A 23,786-nucleotide genomic window follows, 5' to 3' on the forward strand; every position below is an offset into this window, starting at 1 on the left:
CGCTCCCCTGCCCGCTGTCAGCGCGCTCGCCACTCCCCCAAACGCCCCCGCAAACGGGCCGCGCACTGGCTGTGTAACTGGCTGACCCGCGATTCGCTGACCCCCAGGACCTCACCGATTTCCTTGAGGTTCAGCTCTTCGTCGTAGTACAGCGCCAAGACCAGTCGCTCACGCTCCGGCAAATTGGCAATCGCATCCGCCAACGCACTCTGGAAACGTTCATCTTCCAGGTCACGCGACGGCTCCATATAGGCACTTGCGCCATCCTCATGCAGCCCTTCGTGCTCGCCGTCCTGCAACAGGTCGTCGAAACTGAACAGGCGGCTGCCCAGGGTATCGTTCAAAATCCCGTAATAATCGTCGAGACTCAACTGGAGTTCGGCCGCAACCTCGTGATCTTTAGCGTCACGTCCGGTTTTAGATTCGATGGCGCGAATCGCGTCACTGACCATTCGGGTATTACGGTGTACCGAACGCGGTGCCCAATCGCCCTTGCGGACCTCATCGAGCATCGCGCCACGAATGCGGATACCGGCATAGGTCTCGAAACTGGCACCCTTGCTGGCGTCGTATTTGTTCGCCACTTCGAGCAGGCCGATCATGCCTGCCTGGATCAGGTCTTCGACCTGGACACTGGCCGGCAGGCGCGCCAGCAAGTGATAGGCAATGCGCTTGACCAGGGGCGCGTAACGCTCGATCAATTCGTATTGGGCGTCCCGTGCCGATTTCTTGTAGAGATGGTTGTAACCGCTGGCTGTCATAACACGGGCCCTGCTGTTTGTTGCACGAGACGCTCGACGAAAAATTCCAGATGCCCGCGTGGGTTGGCCGGCAGTGGCCAGGTATCGACCTTCTGGGCGATCGCCTTGAACGCCAGCGCGCATTTGGAACGTGGAAAGGCTTCATAGACGGCACGTTGCTTCTGGACGGCCTTGCGTACGCTTTCGTCGTAGGGCACGGCCCCCACGTATTGAAGCGCAACGTCCAGGAAGCGATCCGTGACCTTGGTCAACTTGGCGAACAGGTTGCGTCCCTCCTGTGGGCTCTGGGCCATGTTGGCCAGGACGCGGAAGCGGTTCATGCCATAGTCGCGGTTCAGTAGCTTGATCAGGGCATAGGCGTCGGTGATGGACGTCGGTTCGTCGCAGACCACCAGCAACACCTCCTGGGCGGCGCGTACGAAACTGACGACCGAGTCACCGATACCGGCCGCGGTATCGATCACCAGCACATCGAGGTTATCGCCAATGTCGCTGAATGCCTGGATCAGGCCGGCGTGCTGGGCCGGGGTCAGATGAACCATGCTCTGGGTGCCGGAGGCGGCCGGCACGATGCGAATCCCGCCGGGCCCTTGCAGCAGCACGTCGCGCAATTCGCAGCGACCTTCGATGACGTCCGCCAGGGTGCGCTTGGGGGTAAGCCCCAGCAGCACGTCGACGTTCGCCAGGCCCAGGTCGGCGTCCAGCAGCATGACCCGTCGGCCAAGCTCTGCCAGAGCCAGGGACAAGTTCACTGACACGTTAGTCTTGCCGACGCCACCTTTGCCGCCGGTCACCGCGATCACCTGTACGGGATGCATGCTGCCCATGTTCGTTCTTTACCTTGTCTTACTTAGACGGAGGCCACATTACTGGCTGCGCGTTCATACTGAACATTGCATGGCAGACCATCGATGTAGGTACAAAAAATATTCATGATTACCTCAGCCGACCTGCTTGGTAGGGCTGTGGTAGATATCAGCGAACATGTCAGCCATGGCTTCTTCGCTGGGTTCGTCCTGCATTTGCACACTCACGGCGCGACTGACCAGTTGATGACGACGCGGCAGATGCAAATCATCCGGGATCCGCGGCCCATCGGTCAGGTACGCCACCGGCAGATCGTGACCGATCGCCAGGCTCAACACCTCGCCCAGGCTTGCCGTTTCGTCCAGCTTGGTCAGGATGCAACCGGCCAGACCACAGCGTTTGTAGCTGTGATAAGCGGCCGTTAGAACCTGTTTCTGGCTGGTGGTTGCCAACACGAGATAATTTTTTGACCGTATACCGCGACCGGCCAGGCTTTCAAGCTGCATGCGCAGGGCCGGGTCGCTGGCTTGCAGGCCGGCGGTATCGATCAGCACGACACGCTTGCGCAGCAGCGGCTCCAGCGCCTGGGCCAGGGATTGGCCCGGGTCCACGTGGGTCACCGACACATTGAGGATCCGACCCAGGGTCTTGAGTTGCTCCTGGGCGCCGATGCGGAAACTGTCCATGCTCACCAGGGCAATGCTCTGGGAACCGTACTTGAGCACATAACGGGCGGCCAGCTTGGCCAGGGTGGTGGTCTTGCCCATGCCGGCCGGACCGACCATCGCAATCACCCCGCCCTCTTCCAGCGGCTCGACTTCCGGCGTGGCGATCATCCGCGCCAGGTGCGCCAGCAGCATGCGCCAGGCCTGGCGAGGCTCCTCGATATCGTTGATCAGCGCCAGCAGGTCGCGGGCCAACGGACCGGACAGGCCGATGCGTTGCAGGCGACGCCACAGGTTGGCCTGGGCCGGGCGGCTGCCTTGCAGCTGGTTCCAGGCCAGGGAGCCGAGCTGGACTTCCATCAGCTCGCGCAGGCTGTTGAGCTCGAAACGCATCGAATCCAGGGCCCGTGGGTCGATACCCGGGGCGGGCGCGGCCGGAGCCGGGGCCGGACGACGCGGCTCGGCCGGGGTCGGCTCGATCAGCGGCTCGGCAGCGGTCAAGGGCAGGCCGGCAGTCAGCGGCTGGCCGGCGAACAATTGACGATTGGTGCCGGCGGCGGCCTCGCCTTCGCTGCTGCGCAGGCTCAATTCGGCCTGGGCACTGGCGATGCGCGACTGGGTCTTGCGCAGCTCATCCTCAAGTTCCATGTTCGGAACCCGCGGGGCCAACGCAGACAATTTGTAGTCCAGGGCCGCCGTCAGCTCGACACCGCCGGCGATCCGGCGGTTGCCGATGATGGCTGCTTCGGCGCCCAGCTCGTCACGAACCAGTTTCATGGCCTGACGCATATCGGCGGCGAAAAAACGCTTCACTTGCATAAACCACTACCTCAGCCGTTGGGCCCTACTGTCGCAACAATGGTCACTTGCTTGTTGTCCGGTATTTCCTGGTAAGCCAGCACATGCAGGCCCGGGACTGCGAGGCGGCCGAAGCGCGAGAGCATTGCGCGAATCGGACCTGCCACCAGCAGGATCACCGGTTGACCTTGCATTTCCTGCCGCTGGGCTGCCTCGATCAACGAACGTTGCAGCTTCTCGGCCATGCTTGGCTCCAGCAGAACACCCTCTTCCGAGCCTTGTCCTGCCTTCTGAAGACTATTGAGCAATATCTGTTCCAACCTTGGCTCCAGAGTGATCACAGGCAGCTCGGACTCAGTACCTACAATGCTTTGGACGATTGCACGGGACACGCCGACCCGCACTGCAGCCACCAGGGCGGCGGTATCTTGACTCTTGGAAGCGTTGTTGGCGATCGCTTCGGCAATGCTGCGAATGTCGCGAACCGGTACCTGTTCGGCCAGCAGCGCTTGCAGCACCTTGAGCAACTGAGACAACGAAACCACGCCAGGCACCAGCTCTTCGGCCAGTTTTGGAGAGCCCTTGGCCAGTACCTGCAGCAATTGCTGGACTTCCTCGTGGCCAATCAGCTCGCTGGAGTGCTTGTACAGAATCTGGTTCAAATGGGTCGCGACCACGGTACTGGCGTCCACCACGGTGTAGCCGAGGGACTGGGCCTGGGCTCGCTGGCTGATTTCGATCCACACCGCCTCGAGACCGAAAGCCGGATCCTTGGCGGTGATGCCGTTGAGCGAACCATAGACCTGCCCCGGGTTGATGGCCAACTCGCGGTCCGGATAGATCTCGGCTTCCGCCAGGATCACCCCCATCAAGGTCAGGCGATAGGCGCTTGGGGCCAGGTCGAGGTTGTCACGGATATGCACGGTGGGCATCAGGAAACCCAGGTCCTGGGACAGCTTCTTGCGCACGCCCTTGATCCGTGCCAGCAACTGGCCGCCCTGGTTGCGGTCGACCAGCGGGATGAGGCGGTAACCGACTTCCAGGCCGATCATGTCGATGGGGGTCACGTCGTCCCAGCCCAGCTCCTTGGTTTCCATGGCACGGGCCGGCGATGGCAGCAATTCCTGCTGGCGCTTGACCTCCTGCAGGGCCTGGACCTTCTGCTCGTTCTGCTTCTTCCAGAACAGATAGGCGCCGCCCGCGGCCACGGCAGCCATGGTCAGGAAGGAAACGTGCGGCATGCCCGGCACCAGGCCCATCACCGCCATCAGGCCGGCGGCCACGGCCAGGGCCTTGGGCGAGGCGAACATCTGCCGGCCGATCTGCTTGCCCATGTCTTCGGAGCCCGAGGCACGGGTCACCATGATCGCCGCGGCTGTGGATAACAACAGTGATGGCAATTGCGCCACCAAACCGTCACCGATGGTCAGCAAGGCATAGACCTTGCCCGCATCGCCGAAACTCATGTTGTGCTGGAAGATACCGACCGCCATGCCGCCGATCAGGTTGATGAAGAGGATCAGCAAGCCGGCGATGGCGTCACCGCGCACGAACTTGCTCGCACCGTCCATGGAGCCGTAGAACTCGGCTTCCTGGGCCACTTCAAGGCGGCGTGCCTTGGCCTGGCCCTGGTCGATCAGACCGGCGTTGAGGTCGGCATCGATCGCCATCTGCTTGCCTGGCATCGCATCGAGGGTAAAGCGCGCGCTCACCTCCGAAATCCGCCCGGCACCCTTGGTCACCACCACGAAGTTGATGATCATGAGGATGGCGAACACCACGATACCGACCACGTAGTTGCCACCAATCACCACCTCACCGAAGGCCTGGATCACCTTACCGGCAGCGGCGTGACCTTCCTGGCCGTGGAGCATGACCACGCGAGTGGACGCCACGTTCAGCGCCAGGCGCAACAGCGTGGCCACCAGCAGGATGGTGGGGAAGACCGCGAAATCCAGTGGGCGCAAGGCATACACGCACACCAGCAGTACGACGATGGACAAAGCGATGTTGAACGTGAAGAACACGTCCAGCAGGAACGGTGGTACCGGCAGCATCATCATGGCCAGCATGACCAGCAGCAACAGCGGCACGCCCAGATTGCCCCGGCTGAGGTCTACGACGTTGCTGCGCGCGGTGCTGAGTAACTGAGAGCGATCCACCGATATTCCCCGTTCCGTGAAGCAAACTTTTGACGCCCAGAGCGGGCGCAGACGGGGTATTGCAAGAAGCCTTCCAACTTTTGCCGACAGCCGAAACAGAGCGGGCGAAACGAATGCACGCGGTGGCAGCGAGCCTGCCCGCGACTGCGATTTGTCAGGCGCATCCGATGGTCGAATGGAGCATCGCGTTCGCGAGCAGGCTCGCCCCCACAGGGGGCGGGTTCATGGCTCAGGAATCGCGGCGCAGGTCCGGCGGGATCGGCAGGTCCTTGAGCGGCTCGGGACGCTTGCCCTTGCCAGCGCGGTGCTGACGGATCTGATAGACGTAGGCCAGTACCTGGGCCACCGCCAGATACAGGCCACCGGGGATTTCCTGGTCGAGTTCGGTGGAGTAGTAAATGGAACGTGCCAGCGCCGGAGATTCGAGCAGCATCACTTCATTGGCCACGGCGATTTCACGGATCTTCAATGCCAGGAAGTCGCTGCCCTTGGCCAGCAATACCGGGGCGTTGCCTTTGTCAGGATCGTATTTGAGCGCCACGGCATAGTGGGTCGGGTTGGTAATGACCACGTCGGCTTCCGGGATTGCCGCCATCATCCGCCGCTGGGATACCTCGCGCTGCAACTGACGAATCCGCTGCTTGACCTCCGGCTTGCCCTCCGAGTCCTTGTACTCGTCGCGCACCTCCTGCTTGGTCATCATCAGTTTCTGCTTGCTCTGATAGAGCTGGATCGGCACATCGATAGCGGCGATCAGGATCAAGCCACAGGCCATCCACAACGTGCTCCAGCCCACCAGTTGCACGCTATGGATAATGGCCTGCTCCAGTGGTTCATGGGCGATGCGCAGCACGTCGTCGATATCGGCCTGCAATACCACCAATGCAACGGACAGGACCAACAGGAACTTGCCGAATGCCTTGAGCAGCTCCATCAGTGCCGTGGTGGAAAACATGCGCTTGAGGCCGGCCGCCGGATTCATCCGACTGAACTTGGGGGCCAGGCTCCCGGCGGCGAATAGCCATCCGCCCAGGGAAATCGGACCGATGAAGGCTGCCAGCAACAAAAAAATCAGGACTGGCTGAATCGCCAGGATGGCGATCTTGCCGGAATGCAACAGGTACTGCGCCATCGCGCCGGGGCTCAGCAGCACCTCCCGGGGCAAGGAAAAATTCAGGCGCATGATTTCCAACAGATCCAGAGCCAGGCCGCCCCCGTAAATCAGCAGGCCGCCAGCGCCGGCGAGCATGATCGCAAGGGTATTGAGCTCCTTGGAGCGCGCGATCTCGCCCTTTTCACGGGACTCTCTACGGCGTTTCTCCGTGGGGTCTTCTGTCTTGTCCTGACCGCTTTCGCTCTCGGCCATGGTTCAGCGCGCCTGTGCCATGTCACGCAGCAACTGCAAGGCCTGGGTGGCCAGCGGCTGGTACTGGTTGAGAATATCCCCCAGGCTGACCCAGAAAATCACCATGCCCAGCACCAGGGTCAGCGGGAAACCGATGGAAAAAATGTTCAACTGCGGCGCCGCCCGGGTCATCACGCCAAACGCGATGTTGACCACCAGCAGCGCAGTGATCGCCGGCAATACCAGCAGCATCGCCGCCCCCAGGACCCAGCCTAGCTTGCCGGCGACGTCCCAGAAATGATTGACCAGCATCGCGCTGCCCACCGGCAACGTGGTGAAACTCTCGGTCATGACTTCGAAAACCACCAGGTGTCCGTTCATGGAGAGGAACAGCAGGGTCACCAGCATGGTCAGGAGCTGCCCGATGACGGCCGTGTTGACGCCGTTGGTGGGGTCGATCATGGAAGCGAAGGCCATGCCCATCTGGATCGAAATGATCTGCCCCGCCACCACGAACGCCTGGAAAAACAACTGCAGCGAAAACCCCATCAGGACTCCGATGAGGATCTGTTCGGCCACCAGCATCAGCGCACTGAGGTCCAGGGCATTGACCGGGGGCATCGGCGGCAGCCCGGGCACGATGACTACCGTGATCGCCAGGGCGAAATACAGGCGCACGCGGGTCGGCACCAGGGTCGTGCCGAAGACCGGCATGCTCATCAACACGGCGGTCACGCGAAACAGCGGCAGGATGAACGACGCCACCCAGGTACTGATCTGGGTGTCCGTCAGTGCGAGCATCGACATCGGGTCAACCGATCAACTGCGGAATACTGCCGTACAACTGCAGGATGTATTCCATGAAGGTTTGCACCAGCCAGGGACCGGCGACAATCAGCGTCACCAGCATGACCAGCAGGCGTGGCAGGAAGCTCAGGGTCTGTTCGTTGATCTGGGTGGCGGCCTGGAACATGGCCACCAGCAGCCCCACCAACAGGCTGGGGATGACCAGGATGGCAACCATCATGGTGGTCAGCCAGAGAGCCTCGCGGAACAGGTCTACCGCTACTTCAGGCGTCATATCGTCCTACTCGCGCAAGGGGTCTAAACACCGCCGAAACTGCCCGCCAGGGTGCCGATGATCAATGCCCAGCCATCCACCAGGACGAACAGCATGATCTTGAACGGCAGGGAAATGATCAGCGGCGACAGCATCATCATGCCCATGGCCATGAGGATACTGGCGACCACCAGGTCAATGATCAGGAACGGGATGAAAATCATGAAGCCGATCTGGAATGCGGTCTTGAGCTCGGAGGTCACGAACGCCGGCACCAGGATGGTCAGCGGCGCCTGGTCGGGGCTGGCGATGTCGGTGCGCTTGGACAGGCGCATGAACAGCTCCAGGTCGCTGCTGCGGGTTTGCGCCAGCATGAAATCCTTGACCGGCACCTCGGCCTTGGCCACGGCGTCCTGGGCAGTGATCTTCTCCGCCAGGTAAGGCTGCAGCGCATCCTGGTTCACCCGATCGAACACCGGGGCCATGATGAACATGGTCAGGAACAGCGCCATGCCGGTGAGGATCTGGTTCGACGGCGTCTGCTGCAAGCCCAGGGCCTGGCGCAGAATGGAAAAGACAATGATGATCCGGGTAAAGCTGGTCATCAGCATGACGAACGCCGGGATGAAGCTCAGCGCAGTCATGATCAGCAGGATCTGCAGGCTGACCGAGTATTCCTGGGCCCCTTCTGCGTTGGTCCCCAGGGTGATCGCCGGGATCGACAACGGATCGGCGGCGAACGCCAACGGCGCGGCCAGCATCAGCGCCAGCGTCAACAGAATGCGCAACGGCATTACTTCTTATCCTTCTGGTCTTTACCCAGCAGTTCCATGAGGCGCTGGGCAAATTCGGGAGTGGCCTGCTCGGTGGACGGCACCTGCACCGGCTCCTTGAGCACGTGCAACGCGGTGATCGTGCCAGGGCTCAGGCCCAGCAGGATCTGCTCGTTGCCCACCTGCACCAGCACCAGCCGGTCCCGCGGGCCAAGAGCGCGCGAGCCGACGATATCGATGACCTGGCCCTTGCCGGCCGGCCCCGCCTGTTGCACGCGGCGCAGCAACCAGGCGAGGAAAAAGATCAGCCCCAGCACCAGCAACAGGCCCAGCACCAGCTGCGCCAATTGCCCGGCCATACTGCTGCCGGACGCCGTGGCCGTGGTGGTCGCCGCCGGTTCGGCCGCCAGCACGCTGAAGGGCAGCATGAGGGCCGCTGCGATAAACCCCTTCACTCAGCGCAGCTTCTTGATGCGTTCGCTCGGGCTGATCACGTCCGTCAGGCGGATGCCGAACTTCTCGTTGACCACCACCACTTCGCCATGGGCGATCAGGGTGCCGTTGACCAGCACGTCCAGGGGCTCGCCGGCCAGGCGGTCCAACTCGATCACCGAACCCTGGTTGAGCTGCAGCAGGTTGCGGATGTTGATGTCGGTGCTGCCCACTTCCATGGAAATCGACACCGGGATATCGAGAATCACGTCCAGGTTCGGACCGTCCAGCGTCACGGGCTCGTGGCTCTTGGGCACGCTGCCGAACTCTTCCATGGGCAGGCGGTTGGACGCAGCGGCGCCGGTGTCGGCTGCCAGCAAGGCGTCGATGTCGGCCTGTCCGCTTTCGCCAGCTTCTTCCAGGGCAGCGGCCCATTCGTCGGCCAGCGCCTGGTCGTCCTGGTTGTTCATATCGTTAGCCATCGTTTGTCCTCGGCGGGCAAAAATCAGTTAGAAACGTAAAATCCGCTAAAAAGTTTCGACACTGCTCAGCGGCGTTCGATCGGCTCGATCACTTGCAACGCGAGGTTGCCTTTGTGAGAGCCCATCTTGACCTTGAAGGCCGGTACGCCGTTGGCACGCATGATCATGTCTTCCGGCATCTCGACGGGGATGATGTCCCCCGGCTGCATGTGCAGGATGTCCCGCAGGCGCAGTTGACGCCGCGCGACAGTCGCGCCAATCGGCACGTCCACGTCCAGCACGTCCTGGCGCAGGGCATTGATCCAGCGCTCGTCCTGGTCGTCGAGGTCCGACTGGAAACCGGCGTCGAGCATCTCGCGCACCGGCTCGATCATCGAATACGGCATGGTCACGTGCAGGTCACCTCCACCGCCATCGAGCTCGATATGGAAAGTCGACACCACGATGGCCTCGCTCGGGCCGACGATGTTGGCCATGGCCGGGTTCACTTCCGAGTTGATGTACTCGAAGTTCACTTCCATGATCGCCTGCCAGGCCTCCTTCAGGTCGATGAAGGCCTGCTCCAGCACCATACGCACCACTCGCAGCTCGGTGGGGGTGAATTCACGCCCTTCGATCTTGGCGTGACGACCATCTCCGCCGAAGAAATTGTCCACCAGCTTGAACACCAGCTTGGCATCCAGGATGAACAGCGCGGTGCCGCGCAACGGCTTGATCTTGACCAGGTTCAGGCTGGTGGGCACGTACAGCGAATGCACGTACTCACCGAATTTCATCACCTGCACGCCGCCGACGGCCACGTCGGCCGAACGGCGCAGCATGTTGAACATGCTGATACGGGTGTATCGGGCAAAGCGCTCGTTGATCATCTCCAGGGTCGGCATGCGTCCGCGAACGATGCGATCCTGGCTGGTCAGGTCGTAGCTTTTGACGCTGCCCGGTTCAGTAGCGGTTTCGGTTTGCACCAGGCCGTCGTCGACACCATGCAACAGCGCATCGATTTCGTCCTGGGACAACAGGTCCTGCACGGCCATGTCGTGTTCCTACTGCAATACGAAGTTAGTGAAGAGCAACTGTTCGATCACCACTTTGCCGAGTTCTTTCTGTGCCACTTCCTGCACGCTGGCCGTGGCTTTCTGACGCAGCATTTCCTGGCCGACAGGGGTGGCCAGGGTGTCGAAGTTCTGTCCGGAAAACAGCATCACCAGGTTATTGCGGATCAGCGGCATGTGCACCCGCAAGGCTTCCAGGTCGGCCTGGTTGCGACCCAGCAGGGTGATGCTGACCTGCATGTAGCGCTGACGGCCGTTCTGGGTGTAGTTGGCCACGAACGCAGGCGCCATGGGCTCGAAAATCGCCGGCTGCTTGCCGACCGGTGCCGCTTCGGCCACGGGCGCAGGCTTGCTTTGAGCGTTGTGCATGAAATACCAGGTCGCCCCCACGGATACACCGATCGCCAGCAGCAGCCCCACGACGATCAGGATGATCATCTTGAGTTTGCCTTTGGTCGCAGGGTCTTTTACAGCTGCTGCTTCGCTCTTCGCCATGCCAATAATCCGTCACTAATCGGGGGGTTTACGGTTGCATGGCAAGGCAGGAGCAAGTGTTATGCCAGAACATGTCGGGAGCACAAAGCACTGTGGGAGCGAGCCTGCTCGCCATAACGGAGTCTCGGTCACCTCGTATCGGTGACTGGTCCACAGTCATGGCGAGCTGGCTCGCTCCCACAGGGTCTGTTTGCCTGGTCAGGCGTAGTAATCCACGGCGCTGGTACCGATGACGGTGGTGGTGCTGGTGGCCACCTCGGCGGCGCCGGCCGGCAGGTTTTCATCCCCGGAGTCCAGGCGCGCGCCAGTCGACGAAGCGCGCCCGGCCTGGGCCTGCTGCTGCGCCTGCTGGTCCGGGTTCTGGGAGCCACGGGATTGATCGGACACGCTGACGTCGACCTGGCCCATGCCCTGCTGGGCGAAGCTGTCGCGCAGGCGGTGCATCTGGCCTTCGAGGGCTTCGCGCACACCGGAGTGAGCGCTCATGAAGGTAACCTGGGTCTGCTGGTCCGGGATCATGTTCACCCGGATATCCAGGCGTCCGAGTTCGGCTGGCTGCAACTGGATGTCCGCCGCCTTGAGATTGGCGCTCGACAGGTACATGACCCGGTTGACGATCTCTTCGGTCCAGCCGCTCTGGTTCATGGCGATTGGCTGGTTGACCGGCACCGCGTTGGCAGTCTTGGGCGTGGCGGCCTGGGTCAGCGCCGCCAGGCGGTTGGCGAAATCATCCACCCGGGTATCGCTGGAAGCGCCCCCCAGATCCTTGAGCCCTTCGCTGATCAGGCCGCTGAAGGCCTTGTCGCCGCCCTGGCTTCCCGGACCGGTGCTGTCCTGGTCAGCCTGGACGCTGAGCATATTGGCCATGCCGGCGGCGAATGTCTGGGCCGACGTGGACGTCTGTTCGGCTTCGAGCGGCGCCGTAGCGGCTGCCTTGGACTGGCTGGCGGCGGAAACATGGCCGCTCTGCTCCATTGCCAGGCGCAGCGCCGGCAGGGCATCGAGGGGGTCAGCCTGTGGATCGAACTCCGGGTCCACCACTGGAGCCTCAGCCTTGGCCGGCGTCACTAGGGGCGCAACCGGTGCCGCCACCGCCGCGACAACCTGAGGTGCGGAGCAAACGTCCACCGGCGTGGGTGCAACGTCCACGGTCACGACCGATGCGGCAGTCTCCGGCAGCAAGGCGGGGTCCAGTGTCGGATCGGCAAGCGGAGCCTCGGCCACGGGCGCTTCAGCCGTATCGTCGCGCTCCTCGCTGGCCTGCTGGTCGTCGGCGGTGACCGGTTTGTCGGTGGGCAAGGGTTTGCCGCTATCGGCAACGGTCGGTTCTGGCGCGGCAGCCGTTTCGTTGCCGGCGTCTTTCTTGACGGTGTTGTCGGGCGTCTTGTCGCGCACCGGCTTCATCGAAGGTTCAGGTACCGACGGTGATTTGACGGGGGCCTGCTTGGCGAAGACCTGCGCGAAGCTGAAGGCTCTATTTCCTGGCTCCGGGGCCGCTGCCGGTGAATTGACGGCGGTCTGGGGCTTGGCCTGGGTGGTGGCCTGCAGCAGTGTATTGGGCGTAACGGGCATAAAAAGTCTCCGCTGCACTGAAATCATAGGTACAGTCGAGACAAGTCAATGCAAGGGGCGGGCCAACGCCGCAGAGGCTGGAAATCGGTCGGTCATGCTCAGCAGTGGAAACCTTCGCGCTCTTCCCTGCAGAGGTTTCGAACATGGGCAAATTCGCTGTCGATCTCGCTGACCAGCTTCTCGATGCCACCCAGCGAGGGCTGCTTGGCACGCTGCTCCAGCTCGCCGCACAGCTCAGCCAGGCGGATGGCCCCCATGTTGCTGCTGCTGCCCTTGAAGCTGTGGGCCGTGGCGCTCAGTTTTTCAGCGTCACGAGCCTCGTGCAGCACGCGAAGGCGCGCCTCGGAATCGTTGAGAAAGGTGTCCAGCAGTTCCAGATACCCTTCCTCCATGACTTCCTTCAATGTGCTGAGCACATCGCGGTCCAGATGAATCTCACTCACTTGTTCGCTCCTTGATCAAGAATGGCGCGGATTATGCCAGAGCCTCCCAGAAAAACTCCACGCGGACACTACGACCATCGTCTGACCAACGGGCCTGATGGCTCAACTGCCGTACCAGGCTCACACCGCGCCCTGACAGCCTGTCGCAGTCCAGAGGTCGCGCCAGCACCTGGGCGACATCGAAGCCCTCGCCGCTGTCTTCGACCTCGATCACCAGGCGGCCACCCTCACCATGAGGGGTGATATGCAAGTGTACCCGGATGTGACCGTCACTCAATTCTTCCAGGCGTGAGTTGCGCTCCGTGTAATAACGCGCAAAACCCGACGCGTCACGCTTGATACTCGAATCCAGCCCCAGCACGCCATGTTCCAGGGCGTTGGAATACAACTCCGAGAGTACGCTGTAGAGCGCACCGCTCTGGGCCCTGAGCCCATGAACTTCAAGCAACAGTTGCAACAGGTACGGCATGGGATTGAACCGCCTGAGCGTCTGCGCCCGGAACTCGAAGCTCACCGACCAGTCCAGCGGGCTGGACTGGCCGCTATCGGAATAGACCGGTGGCGGCGGGTTGAGTTGCGCCGGCGCCACCATCCGCACCTCCACCATGCTGAAGTCATCGCGGGCCTCGCCGCGAAAATCCCGCAGCGCCTGCTGGATGTCTTCGAAAAGACTGTCCGGCTCGCGGTTGGCGGCGAAGACCGCCTGCAGCCGATCCACGCCAAACAGTTCGTCATCCTCGTTACTGGTATCGATGACGCCATCCGACAGCAGGAATACCCGATCCCCTACCGCCATCGGATGCACTTCGGTACGGTCATCGAATAACTGTGGCGTGAGCACGCCCAACGGCAGGTGGCGCGCCGGCAATGGCTTGCGCGCCCCGCTGAGGCTGTCATGCAGGTAGCCGTCGGGCATGCCGCCGTTCCAGATTTCCACCGTGCCGCGTTGAAAACTCAGGCACAACAGCGTCGCGCAGCAGAACATGTCGACCGGCAGGATGCGTTTGAGCTTGGCGTTCATTTCCCGCAGGATCTGCGCCAGGCCGTAGCCCTTGGCAGTCATGCCGTAGAACACCTCCGCCAGCGGCATCGCGCCGACTGCCGCCGGCAGGCCGTGGCCGGTGAAATCCCCCAGCAGGACATGCATGTCGCCGGCCGGATTGAACGCGGCCAGCAGCAGATCGCCGTTGAACAAGGCATAAGGTGATTGCAGGTAACGGATGTTCGGAGCGCTGAGACAGCCGGAGTGGGCGATCTTGTCGAACACGGCCTTGGCGACCCGCTGTTCGTTGAGCAGGTAATCGTGGTGCCGGGCGATCTGGTCGCGCTGCTCAACGACGGTAGCCTGCAAACGCCGCAACCGATCCATCGCCTTGATCTTGGCGGCCAGGATCACCTGGTTATAGGGTTTTGCCAGGAAATCGTCGCCACCGGCCTCCAGGCAACGAGCCAAGGCCTCGCTTTCGGTCAATGACGTGAGGAAGATGATCGGAACCAGCTGCTCGCCGGCCAACTGCTTGATCTTCTGCGCGGCCTCGAACCCGTCCATGACGGGCATCATCGCGTCCATCAGCACCAGGTGCGGACGCTGCTGCTGGTACACCTCCACTGCCTCGGCACCATCGGCTGCAGTGAGCACATGATGCCCCTGGCGACGGACAATGGTGGACAACAGCAGCCGATCAGCGGCACTGTCCTCGGCAATCAGGACCGTCAGCGACTCCAGATCGGACAACATGGCGGGTGATCAGGCTTTGCCCAGATGGAACTTGTCCTGGTGAGCGTGGCCGTTCTGCGCGCCGTCATCTTTCGCCGCCGACTTGTCCTCCTTCGGGCCGTCGATATCGAACAGCTTGTCGAAATTGGAGATCGCAAGAATCTTGCGCACATCCGCACCGCAGTTGGTGACGCTCACATCGGCGTCTTCACCCCCGGCGTAATCACGCAGCAGGAGCAACATGCCCAAAGCGGAGCTGTCGAGATAGGTGGTGTCTTTCAGGTCCACGACGTAGGTTTCGGGCTTCTTGTGGAACTTTTCGTAAGATTCACGAAATTCCTGGTGCCGCCCGAAATCGAAACGACCCTTGATCGAAATCGTCAGTTTCTTCCCATCGTCGGATACTTCTGTAACGACTGACATAGTAGGCTTCCCTGTCATGGACATACGTGTACAAGGTGTAGCACCTGGTAGAGGACTGAGCAAGGCCTTGGATCGCCCCGCCCTCTAAATTCCAGTGCCCCGGTCAAAACGGATCCTGGCGCGGCAGGCGCTGGGACAGCTCATCCAGCAGCTTCTGCTCGCGTTTGTCTTCCAACTGTCGCGCCTCATCGATGTAACGCTGCACCAGTTTGCGCAGCCCTTCGACGCGGGCGAAAGCCTCCTGCCAACTCTGGCGCGCCTTCTCCAGGTTGTTCTGGTGCCAGACCAGGCTCTGGCGCTGCTGGTCGATGGCCGTCCCCAACTGCGCGAGAAACCCCTGATAGCCCAATAACCACTGGCCGGAAACGCCGTGGCTGCCACGGGCGATCCATTGTTCCTGATATTCCAGGCGGAAATTCTCCAGGTCGGCCAGCTTGCTTTCGGCAACGGCCACCTGGCCCTGGAAATACGCCAACCGCTGGACCGCGGTCTTCTCGGCCTTTTCCGCCATGTCCACCACGGGCGCCAGGCGCGCCGCACGACTCGTGGCCATGATCGGTTATCCGCCGGAAACCGGGGCGAAGATGGTCTGCAGGTGCGCTTCGCTGGCGCCCATGCCGATGTTGTCGTTCAGGCTCTGGCGCAGGTAGACCGCCATGGCTGGATAGAGATTGATGGCGGTGTCGGTCTCGCGATCGCCCCCGGGTACGTAGGCCCCCACACTGATCAGATCGCGGCTCTGCTGGTAGCGCGACCAGTATTGCTTGAATTGCTGGGCGCGCTTGAGGTGTTCGGCGCTGATGACCGATGGCATGACCCGACTGATGGACGCCTCGATATCGATGGCCGGGTAATGCCCCTCCTCCGCCAGGCGCCGGGACAGCACGATGTGGCCGTCCAGCACCCCCCGCGCCGAGTCGGCGATGGGGTCCTGCTGGTCGTCACCTTCGGACAGCACGGTATAGAACGCCGTGATCGAGCCGCCGCCCTTCTCGGCATTACCGGCGCGCTCCACCAGCTTGGGAAGCTTGGCGAACACCGATGGCGGATAGCCCTTGGTGGCCGGCGGCTCGCCGATGGCCAGGGCGATTTCCCGCTGGGCCTGGGCGAAACGGGTCAACGAGTCCATCAGCAACAGGACATTCTTGCCCTTGTCGCGGAAATATTCGGCGATGCGGGTGCAATACATGGCGGCCCGCAGGCGCATCAGCGGCGCGTCGTCCGCCGGCGAGGCCACCACGACGGAGCGCTTGAGGCCTTCCTCACCGAGGATGTGCTCGATGAATTCCTTCACCTCACGACCCCGTTCGCCGATCAGCCCCACCACGATGATGTCGGCTTCGGTGAAGCGGGTCATCATGCCCAGCAGCACACTCTTGCCCACCCCCGTACCGGCGAAAAGCCCCAGACGCTGGCCGCGCCCTACCGTCAATAAACCGTTGATGCAGCGAATGCCCACGTCCAGCGGCACGCTGATGGGGTCGCGCTTGAGCGGGTTGATCGTCGGACCGTCCATCGGCACCCAGTCCTCGGCCTTCATGCCGCCCTTGCCGTCCAGGGCACGGCCGGCACCATCCAGCACGCGCCCGAGCATGCTCATGCCCATGGGCAGCCGGCCGGTATCGGCCAGGGGCACTACCCGCGCACCGGGCGCGATGCCCGCCACGCTGCCCACCGGCATCAGAAAGACCTTGCTGCCGGAAAAGCCCATGACTTCGGCTTCGACCTGCACCGGATGGTAGGTGTCGTCATTGATGACCAGGCAGCGGCTGCCCATGGCGGCACGCAGGCCTTCGGCCTCCAGGGTCAGGCCGACCATGCGCAACAGACGTCCTTCCATGATCGGCTGGCCGGCCAGTTCGGTGGCCTCGGCGTAACTGCCCAGGCGCTTGCCGAAGCTGGTTCTTTCAAGGCGCATCGCGAGCATCCGGTTCGGTAGCGATCAGTTCGGCGGCATCCAGGCCGGCACTGACGGCGCCCCTGGGCTCGTCCGGCAATTCCACGCTAAGGTCGGCAGCGGCCGGATGCAGGGCCTGTTCGTGCAACTGGTCGAAGAGCTTGGCCATGGCTTGCTGGATGCGGGTTTCGACAGTGGCATCGATGCGACTGTGTTCGGTTTCCACCCGGCATCCACCCGGCAGCAAGGCTTCGTCCTCGACGATGCGCCACGTTTCCTCGTGACGCTCGCGCAGAGCTTTGACCAAGGCGAAATCCTGGGGATTGATGTATAGGCGCACGTTGCCCACGCCCAATGGCAACAGCTTGAGGGCCTCGCGCATGACATGTTCGATCTGGCTCGAATCGATGGCCAGTTCGCGCTGGATCACTTGCCTGGTGATGTGTTGCACCAACCCCACCAGGGATTTTTCGATCTGCGTATCCTGCTCGGCGATGGGCTCGAACAGGTTGAGCATCAGTGTCTCCAGCGCCTGGAGCTTGGCCGTCAACGCCGTTTCGGCTTCCTGGCGGACCTTGATGGACGTGCTGTGGAAGCCTTCCTTCTCACCGATGGCGAAACCTTCGTTGTAGGCTTCCTGGCGAATGCCTTCCACTTCCTCCAGGGTCAGCGGCTGGACTTCCTCCAGCGGCACTTCCTCGATTTCCGGCAGTTCCTCCACCGGCTCGGGCTCAGGCTCCGGCACATGAGGATCGAAGCTGGGCAGCGACCAGACGTCGAAACCACCGACATCCCGGGCGCGGATCAGGTCGCTGGGTGCATCATCACTCTTGGCAGACATAACGACCTTAGATCATCTCTTCGCCGCCCTTGCCACCGAGCACGATTTCTCCGGCTTCGGCCATGCGACGGGCGATGGTGAGGATTTCCTTCTGTGCGGTTTCCACATCGCTGACGCGCACCGGGCCCTTGGCCTCCAGGTCGTCGCGCAACAGTTCGGCCGCCCGTTTGGACATGTTCTTGAAGATCTTCTCCTTGACGCCTTCGTCCGACCCCTTGAGGGCCAGTACCAGCACATCGGAGGACACTTCGCGCAACAGCGCCTGGATACCGCGGTCGTCGACATCGGCCAGGTTGTTGAACACGAACATGAGGTCTTCGATCTGACCGGACAGGTCTTCGTCGAACTCGCGGATCGAGTCCATCAGTTGGCCCTCGATCGAACTGTCGAGGAAGTTCATGATATCCGCCGCACGCTTGATGCCACCCAGGGTGGTGCGCGAGGCATTGGAATTGCCCGAGAACTGCTTCTCGAGTATCTGGTTCAGTTCCTTCAGCGCCGCCGGCTGCACGGTGTTGAGCGAAGACACCCGCAGGATGATGTCCAGCCGCGCCTTGTGATCGAAATTGCCGAGCACTTCGCCCGCCTGGTCGGGATCGAGGTAGGCCACCACGATCGCCTGGATCTGCGGGTGCTCGTAACGGATCACGTCCGCCACGGCCCGCGGCTCCATCCACTTGAGGCTGTCCAGGCCACTGGTGTTGCCCCCCAGCAGGATCCGGTCGATCAAGCCATTGGCCTTGTCCTCGCCCAGGGCCTGGGTGAGCATCTTGCGCACGTAGTCATCGGAGCCGACGCCCAGGCTGGTCTGGTCGCCGACGATGTCGACGAACTCGCTCATGACCTGCTCGACCTGCTCACGGTGCACGTTACCCATCTGCGCCATGGCCACCCCCACACGCTGGACCTCCTTGGGCCCCATGTGGCGCAGCACCTGGGCGGCATCGGTCGACCCCAGGGACAGCAGCAGGATCGCGGCTTTGTCGACCCGGGACAATTTGGCAACGGCGGCTCGATTATCACTCATCTGCGTTAATCCACTCTTTCACGACCTGGGCCACACGACCCGGATCTTCTGCCACCAGACTCTTGATGGCGTTCAACTGTGCGTCATAGCCTTCGCTCGGGCTTGGCAACAGAATGCTCTGCGGCCCACCGAGGCTGACGCGATCGTTGGCCAATTCGCCATCCAGGCCACCCATGCCTCCCAGCTCTACATCACCCAGGCCGGCCAGTTGCTTGTTCCTGCCGCCATTGGTGATGTTGTTGAGTACCGGACGCAGCACCCCGAAGACCAGCACCAGGATGAACAGCACGCCCAATACTTGCTTGACCACATCCCAGAACCAGGGTTGCGAATAAAACGGAATATCGGCGATCACTTCTCCGCGCTCGGAGGAGAACGGCACGTTGATCACGCTGACGCTGTCGCCACGGCTGGCGTCGAAACCCACGGCGTCCTGTACCAGGCGGGTAAAGCGCGCCAATTCGTCGGCGCTCCAGGGCGCACGGGTGGTTTCGCCGTTCGCCGGGTTGACCTTGACCTGATCGTCCACCACCACTGCCACCGACAGGCGGTTCAAACGCCCTTGCTGTTGCTTGGTGTGGCTGATGGAACGGTCCAGCTCGAAGTTCTTGGTCGATTGCTGGCGCTTGTCGGCCGGGTACGGCGCGAGCATCGGCTGGCCGGTGGCCGGATCCATGATCTGCTGGCCGTTGGCATCTACCAGCGGCTGGCCTGGCTGCACCATACCGGCAGCCCCGGCGGCACCACCAGTGGTCTGCGGCGCGCTGGCAGGCGATGGCGGCTGGTTGCTCAGGGCACCGGGCACGCCTTGGGGGCCATTGCTGGCGGTGCGCTGCTCAGTCACCGACTGCTCACTGCGCAAGGCCGGTTGATCGGGGTTGAACTGCTCGGACGTCGACTCGACGGCGCTGAAGTCCACATCGGCCGACACTTCGGCCTTGTAGCGGTCATTGCCCAGGATCGGCTGCAGGATGTTATGCACACGCTGGGTCAGCATGCCTTCCATGCGACGGCTGTAGTCGAACTGCTTGCCGGCCATGGTCAGTTCGGAGTTTTCCACCTGGTCGGACAGCAGGTTGCCCTTCTGGTCGACCACGGTGATCTGCGACTTGCTCAATTCAGGAACGCTGGTCGCCACCAGATTGACGATCGCCAGGACCTGGCCAGGCTCGAGCGCGCGGCCCGGGTACAACTCGACCAGTACCGAAGCACTGGGCTTGCGTTCGTCGCGCACGAATACCGAGCTTTTCGGGATCGCCAGGTGCACACGGGCACCCTTGACGTTGTTCAGGCTGGAAATGGTACGCGCCAGCTCGCCTTCCAGGCCGCGACGATAACGGGTCGCTTCCATGAACTGGCTGGTGCCCAGGCCCTGATCCTTGTCGAGGATCTCGAAGCCGATATTGCCGTCGCTGGGCGTCACGCCGGCGGCGGCGAGCTTGAGGCGCGCACGCGCTACGTCGTCGGCCTTGACCAGCAGGGCACCGGAATTGGGCTCGACGGTATAGGGAATGTCTGCGGAAGCCAGGGTCTCCATGACTTGCTTGGCGTCCATGCCTTCCAGGCTGCCGTACAAAGGACGGTAGTCCGGCTGCTGGGACCACAGCACCACGGCGAAACCAATCGCCACGCTGGCAGCCAGGCCGACCAACAGGCCAACCTGACGCAGCATGGTCATCTCGGAGAGGTTTTCCAGGAAAGACAGCCCGAACAGCGGCGGTTTGCCGTCTGGTGCAGGGGTCTTGGCCGGAACGTTATCAACGACTGCTTCTGCCATGACTCAATAGTTTCCTTTAGACCGGCATCTGCATGATGTCTTGATAGGCCTGAACCAGTTTGTTGCGAACCTGGGTCAATGCCTGAAACGAGACAGAGGCTTTCTGCGAAGAGATCATTACATCAGTCAGGTCGACGCCACTTTTGCCAATTTCAAAAGCACTGGCCAGTTGACTAGACGCCTGCTGGGTATCGTTCACTTTATTGACGGCCTGACCGAGCATGTCGGAAAAGCTGCTGCCACCCACCTGGGGGACCGCGACCGACTTGGGCTGTGCCATGGCGTCCATCTGCATGGCCCGCATGTCCAGCATCAATCGATTAAATTCAATACCTTGGCTCATGGTCTACTCTCTCTGGCGGCCCGCATTTTTTTGACACTTACTCAGCGGGTATACAGGTGTTAGCAACAAGGGTGCCAGCTCCGTGGCCGTCATAAACAAATGCGCGCGCCGCTCCTTCGAGGCACCTGTGCAAGCGCGCCTGCTGGCGATAGCGGTGTGTCGGTCAACGTCCTCGTCGCGAGACCATGGTCGTCGCGCGCAGACTCGTTCCCACAGGGTTCAACTCAAATTCAACTGGCGAACAGGTAGGCCTCTACGTCCATCCCCGCGTCACGCATCTGCGCCAGCTTGTAGCGCAAGGTGCGCGGGCTGATGCCCAGACGTTCCGCCGCCTCCTTGCGCCGGCCACGCTCGGCACGCAGGGTGTCGATGATCATCTGGAACTCGCGCCGCCGCAGGTCATCGCCCAAGGCCCCAGCCGACTCGCCCTCGACTTCCGCCGCCGGTACGAATGCCGCCACCGGCGGCTGCGAAGCGACCGGCAATGGGGCACAGGCCACCGGGCCGGCCAGGCAGAAATCCTCAGGCTGGATCAAGCCGCCCTGCTGCAGGATCAAGGCTCGCTGGATCGCGTTATCCAGCTCCCGGACATTTCCGGGCCAAGGGTAGGCAACCAGGCAGGCCTGCGCCGCCGGCGACAACCTGGCGGCCGCATGCTTCATTTTATTGACGTGCCGGGCCAACAACCGCTCGGCCAGCGGCAGGATATCGGCAGTGCGCTCGCGCAATGGACGCCAGGCCAGGGGAAATACCGACAGGCGGTAGTAAAGGTCTTCCCGAAAACGACCCGCCGCCACTTCGCCGGCCAGGTCTCGGTTGGTGGTCGCCACCACGCGGATATCCAGGTGGATGGGCTTGCGCCCACCGACCCGCTCCACTTCCCGCTCCTGCAGCACCCGCAACAGCTTGGCTTGCAGCCCCAGGGGCATTTCGGAAATCTCGTCGAGCAGAATGGTGCCGCCATCGGCCTGCTCGAATTTGCCGGCCTGGGCCGCAATGGCCCCGGTGAACGAGCCCTTTTCGTGACCGAACAGGGTCGCTTCGAGCATGTTGTCGGGAATCGCCGCGCAGTTGATGGCAATGAACGGTTCGTTGGCGCGCCGGGATTGCTGATGGATATAGCGCGCCAGGACCTCCTTGCCGGTGCCGGACTCACCGGAAATCAACACAGTGGAATCGCTACGCGCCACTCGCGCGGCCAATTCCAGCAGTTGCGCACTGGCCGGCTCGAACGCCACCGGCCCTTCGCCTTCGACGAGCGGGACACCCAGCGCATGGCGCGCCACCAGATCCAGCAGCGCCTTGGGTTCGAATGGCTTGACCAGGTAATCCGCTGCGCCCTGGCGCATGGCGTCCACCGCTCGCTCCACCGCACCGTGGGCGGTCATCAGCAACACCGGCAATTGTGGATGGCGGGCACGTAACAGCCCGAGCAACTGGTGACCATCCATGCCCGGCATGTTCACATCACTGACCACCAGGTTGAAGGTTTCCCGAGCCACGGCCAGCAGCGCGTCCTCTGCCGAGCCAACGGCAACATAATCATGCCCGGCCAGCACCAGCGTGTCGGCCAGCGCTTCGCGCAGGGCCCGGTCGTCCTCTACCAGTAACACCTTGATCGCCATCACTTCACTCCACCTGTGGCGAACTGGAGAACAACGGCAGGAGCACCGTTGCACAGGTCCCACGCCCCAGTCGCGACTGCAATTTCAATTCTCCCTGATGGGCACGGGCCACGGCCTTGACCACGGTCAGGCCCAGGCCGGTGCCGGTGGCCTTGGTGGTGAAGAACGGCTCGCCGAGGCGAGCCAGCACAGCCGGCTCGATACCGCTGCCGCTGTCGCTGACACACAGACGCAGGGTCTCGGCCCGGGTGTAGAGGTGAACCTTGAGACGCACGTGCTCGCCGCCGGCCTGGATCGCATTTTCGATGAGGTTCAACACCGCCCCCACCAAGGTGTCACGGTTACACAGCACCTCACCGGCATGGCTATCACACTGCCAGCGGATCGGCAGGTCCCGCACATGGGTCAATGCCGCGGCCTGCAGGGATTGCAACAGCGCCTTCGGGGTTACCCGGTCGGTCAATGGCAACTCGCCGCGGGCGAAGACCAGCATGTCCCGCACCTGATGCTCCAGCTCGTGCAGGCGCTCTTTCAAACGTCCGGCAAAGCGCTGCTGGGTTTCCACCGACAGGGGTTGCTCGGTCAAATGACTGGCGTACAACAGGGCGGCGGACAATGGCGTACGGATCTGATGAGCCAGCGACGCCACCATGCGCCCCAGGGAGGACAACCGCTCATGGCGCGCCAACTGGTCTTGCAGGTGACGGGTTTCAGTCAGGTCGTTGAGCAGCACCAACTGCCCGGGCTCGGCGTCCAGCGAACGGGTCGAAATGGACAAGCGGCGACCATCCTTGAGGGAAACTTCATGACCGTCGTCTTCACGAGGCGCGAAGCAGCGGGCAATGACGTGTCGCCACAACTCGCCCTCAAGGGGCAGCCCGAGCAGCTCGCAAGCCGCCGGGTTGGCTTCGCGGACGAAACCCTGGGCATCGATGACAATGACGCCGCCAGGCAGAAGGTCGAGCAGGTTCTGCAGCCGGTTGGCCAGACGCTCTTTTTCCGCCAGCTCTTGCATGCGCTGGGCGCTGACCACCGCCAACTCACCCTTGAGCTCGGTGACCCGGGCTTCGAGGAGGCTGTAGGAATCGGTCAGTTGGCTGGACACCTGATTGAACAGCGAAAACGCCTGCTCGAGCCCAAGCCGGCTTGCCTGCTCGGCGGAAGGCATGCCCCCCGCATCGGGGACCGAAGACATCTGAACGTGGGCGGCTTGGCTCATCGGGCTCTCTCGCTTGGCTGACCGTCAGTTAAACGGAACGTTGAGAGAGCTTTAGCAATACCCGTGCCGA

Annotated in this window: 23 protein-coding genes and 1 pseudogene; all 24 read right to left on the reverse strand. The window is 62.3% G+C overall.

Going from position 1 to position 23,786, the window contains the following annotated elements:
* Positions 1-17: 17 nt before the first annotated feature.
* Positions 18-761, reverse strand: a complete 744-nt coding sequence (gene fliA / locus BT179_RS03590; RefSeq protein WP_072389477.1) for an RNA polymerase sigma factor FliA — start codon at positions 759-761, stop codon at positions 18-20.
* Positions 758-1,588, reverse strand: a complete 831-nt coding sequence (gene fleN, locus BT179_RS03595; protein ID WP_003184001.1) for a flagellar synthesis regulator FleN — start codon at positions 1,586-1,588, stop codon at positions 758-760. Before fleN ends, fliA begins: the two co-directional genes overlap by 4 nt.
* Positions 1,589-1,702: 114 nt before the next feature.
* Positions 1,703-3,052, reverse strand: a complete 1,350-nt coding sequence (gene flhF / locus BT179_RS03600; RefSeq protein ID WP_072389480.1) for a flagellar biosynthesis GTPase FlhF — start codon at positions 3,050-3,052, stop codon at positions 1,703-1,705.
* An 11-nt stretch (positions 3,053-3,063) separates the two neighbouring features.
* Positions 3,064-5,193 (reverse strand): flagellar biosynthesis protein FlhA, encoded by a 2,130-nt coding sequence (gene flhA, locus BT179_RS03605; RefSeq protein WP_072430259.1) that lies wholly within the window; start codon positions 5,191-5,193, stop codon positions 3,064-3,066.
* Between the two features lie 229 nt (positions 5,194-5,422).
* The gene (gene flhB / locus BT179_RS03610; protein ID WP_072389484.1) at positions 5,423-6,559 is read right to left on the reverse strand and encodes a flagellar biosynthesis protein FlhB; all 1,137 of its coding nucleotides are present in this window, start codon (positions 6,557-6,559) and stop codon (positions 5,423-5,425) included.
* Positions 6,560-6,562: 3 nt separating this feature from the next.
* Positions 6,563-7,339, reverse strand: coding sequence for a flagellar biosynthetic protein FliR (gene fliR, locus BT179_RS03615; RefSeq protein WP_371128577.1), 777 nt, complete (start codon positions 7,337-7,339; stop codon positions 6,563-6,565).
* A 10-nt stretch (positions 7,340-7,349) separates the two neighbouring features.
* Positions 7,350-7,619: a flagellar biosynthesis protein FliQ gene (fliQ, locus tag BT179_RS03620; protein ID WP_003184009.1), complete on the reverse strand. Its 270-nt coding sequence runs from the start codon at positions 7,617-7,619 to the stop codon at positions 7,350-7,352.
* A gap of 23 nt (positions 7,620-7,642) precedes the next feature.
* A complete protein-coding gene (fliP, locus tag BT179_RS03625; protein WP_072389488.1) occupies positions 7,643-8,392 on the reverse strand; it encodes a flagellar type III secretion system pore protein FliP in 750 nt (249 codons plus the stop codon).
* Positions 8,392-8,799 carry a flagellar biosynthetic protein FliO gene (gene fliO / locus BT179_RS03630; RefSeq protein ID WP_092179770.1) on the reverse strand — a complete coding sequence of 136 codons (408 nt, stop codon included), beginning with the start codon at positions 8,797-8,799 and terminating at the stop codon, positions 8,392-8,394. Before fliO ends, fliP begins: the two co-directional genes overlap by 1 nt.
* A gap of 27 nt (positions 8,800-8,826) precedes the next feature.
* Positions 8,827-9,285 carry a flagellar motor switch protein FliN gene (fliN, locus tag BT179_RS03635; RefSeq protein WP_072389492.1) on the reverse strand — a complete coding sequence of 153 codons (459 nt, stop codon included), beginning with the start codon at positions 9,283-9,285 and terminating at the stop codon, positions 8,827-8,829.
* A 65-nt stretch (positions 9,286-9,350) separates the two neighbouring features.
* Complete coding sequence (gene fliM / locus BT179_RS03640; protein ID WP_072389494.1) at positions 9,351-10,319, reverse strand: flagellar motor switch protein FliM; 969 nt, start codon at positions 10,317-10,319, stop codon at positions 9,351-9,353.
* A gap of 9 nt (positions 10,320-10,328) precedes the next feature.
* Positions 10,329-10,832 (reverse strand): flagellar basal body-associated protein FliL, encoded by a 504-nt coding sequence (gene fliL, locus BT179_RS03645; protein ID WP_053154955.1) that lies wholly within the window; start codon positions 10,830-10,832, stop codon positions 10,329-10,331.
* Between the two features lie 198 nt (positions 10,833-11,030).
* Positions 11,031-12,404, reverse strand: a complete 1,374-nt coding sequence (locus BT179_RS03650; protein ID WP_072430258.1) for a flagellar hook-length control protein FliK — start codon at positions 12,402-12,404, stop codon at positions 11,031-11,033.
* A 98-nt stretch (positions 12,405-12,502) separates the two neighbouring features.
* A complete protein-coding gene (locus BT179_RS03655; protein ID WP_042731736.1) occupies positions 12,503-12,847 on the reverse strand; it encodes an Hpt domain-containing protein in 345 nt (114 codons plus the stop codon).
* A gap of 31 nt (positions 12,848-12,878) precedes the next feature.
* On the reverse strand, positions 12,879-14,585 hold the full coding sequence (locus BT179_RS03660; RefSeq protein WP_072389498.1) for an ATP-binding SpoIIE family protein phosphatase: 1,707 nt from the start codon (positions 14,583-14,585) through the stop codon (positions 12,879-12,881).
* Positions 14,586-14,687: 102 nt separating this feature from the next.
* Positions 14,688-14,987, reverse strand: a pseudogene (locus BT179_RS03665) (STAS domain-containing protein); the annotation flags it as partial.
* Between the two features lie 103 nt (positions 14,988-15,090).
* On the reverse strand, positions 15,091-15,540 hold the full coding sequence (fliJ, locus tag BT179_RS03670; RefSeq protein WP_053154949.1) for a flagellar export protein FliJ: 450 nt from the start codon (positions 15,538-15,540) through the stop codon (positions 15,091-15,093).
* A 6-nt stretch (positions 15,541-15,546) separates the two neighbouring features.
* Complete coding sequence (gene fliI / locus BT179_RS03675) at positions 15,547-16,905, reverse strand: flagellar protein export ATPase FliI (RefSeq protein ID WP_072430257.1); 1,359 nt, start codon at positions 16,903-16,905, stop codon at positions 15,547-15,549.
* The gene (gene fliH, locus BT179_RS03680) at positions 16,895-17,725 is read right to left on the reverse strand and encodes a flagellar assembly protein FliH (RefSeq protein ID WP_072389500.1); all 831 of its coding nucleotides are present in this window, start codon (positions 17,723-17,725) and stop codon (positions 16,895-16,897) included. The genes fliI and fliH overlap by 11 nt, the downstream gene beginning before the upstream one ends.
* Before the next feature lie 7 nt (positions 17,726-17,732).
* Complete coding sequence (gene fliG / locus BT179_RS03685) at positions 17,733-18,752, reverse strand: flagellar motor switch protein FliG (protein ID WP_053154943.1); 1,020 nt, start codon at positions 18,750-18,752, stop codon at positions 17,733-17,735.
* Complete coding sequence (gene fliF, locus BT179_RS03690; RefSeq protein WP_072389502.1) at positions 18,745-20,529, reverse strand: flagellar basal-body MS-ring/collar protein FliF; 1,785 nt, start codon at positions 20,527-20,529, stop codon at positions 18,745-18,747. Before fliF ends, fliG begins: the two co-directional genes overlap by 8 nt.
* Positions 20,530-20,545: 16 nt before the next feature.
* Positions 20,546-20,872, reverse strand: a complete 327-nt coding sequence (fliE, locus tag BT179_RS03695) for a flagellar hook-basal body complex protein FliE (RefSeq protein ID WP_072389504.1) — start codon at positions 20,870-20,872, stop codon at positions 20,546-20,548.
* A gap of 230 nt (positions 20,873-21,102) precedes the next feature.
* Positions 21,103-22,497, reverse strand: coding sequence for a sigma-54-dependent transcriptional regulator (locus BT179_RS03700; RefSeq protein ID WP_072389506.1), 1,395 nt, complete (start codon positions 22,495-22,497; stop codon positions 21,103-21,105).
* A gap of 4 nt (positions 22,498-22,501) precedes the next feature.
* The gene (locus BT179_RS03705; RefSeq protein WP_172834668.1) at positions 22,502-23,692 is read right to left on the reverse strand and encodes a sensor histidine kinase; all 1,191 of its coding nucleotides are present in this window, start codon (positions 23,690-23,692) and stop codon (positions 22,502-22,504) included.
* Between the last annotated feature and the right edge of the window lie 94 nt (positions 23,693-23,786).

It is taken from the genome of Pseudomonas sp. NFACC43, from assembly GCF_900119645.1.
Classification (GTDB): domain Bacteria; phylum Pseudomonadota; class Gammaproteobacteria; order Pseudomonadales; family Pseudomonadaceae; genus Aquipseudomonas.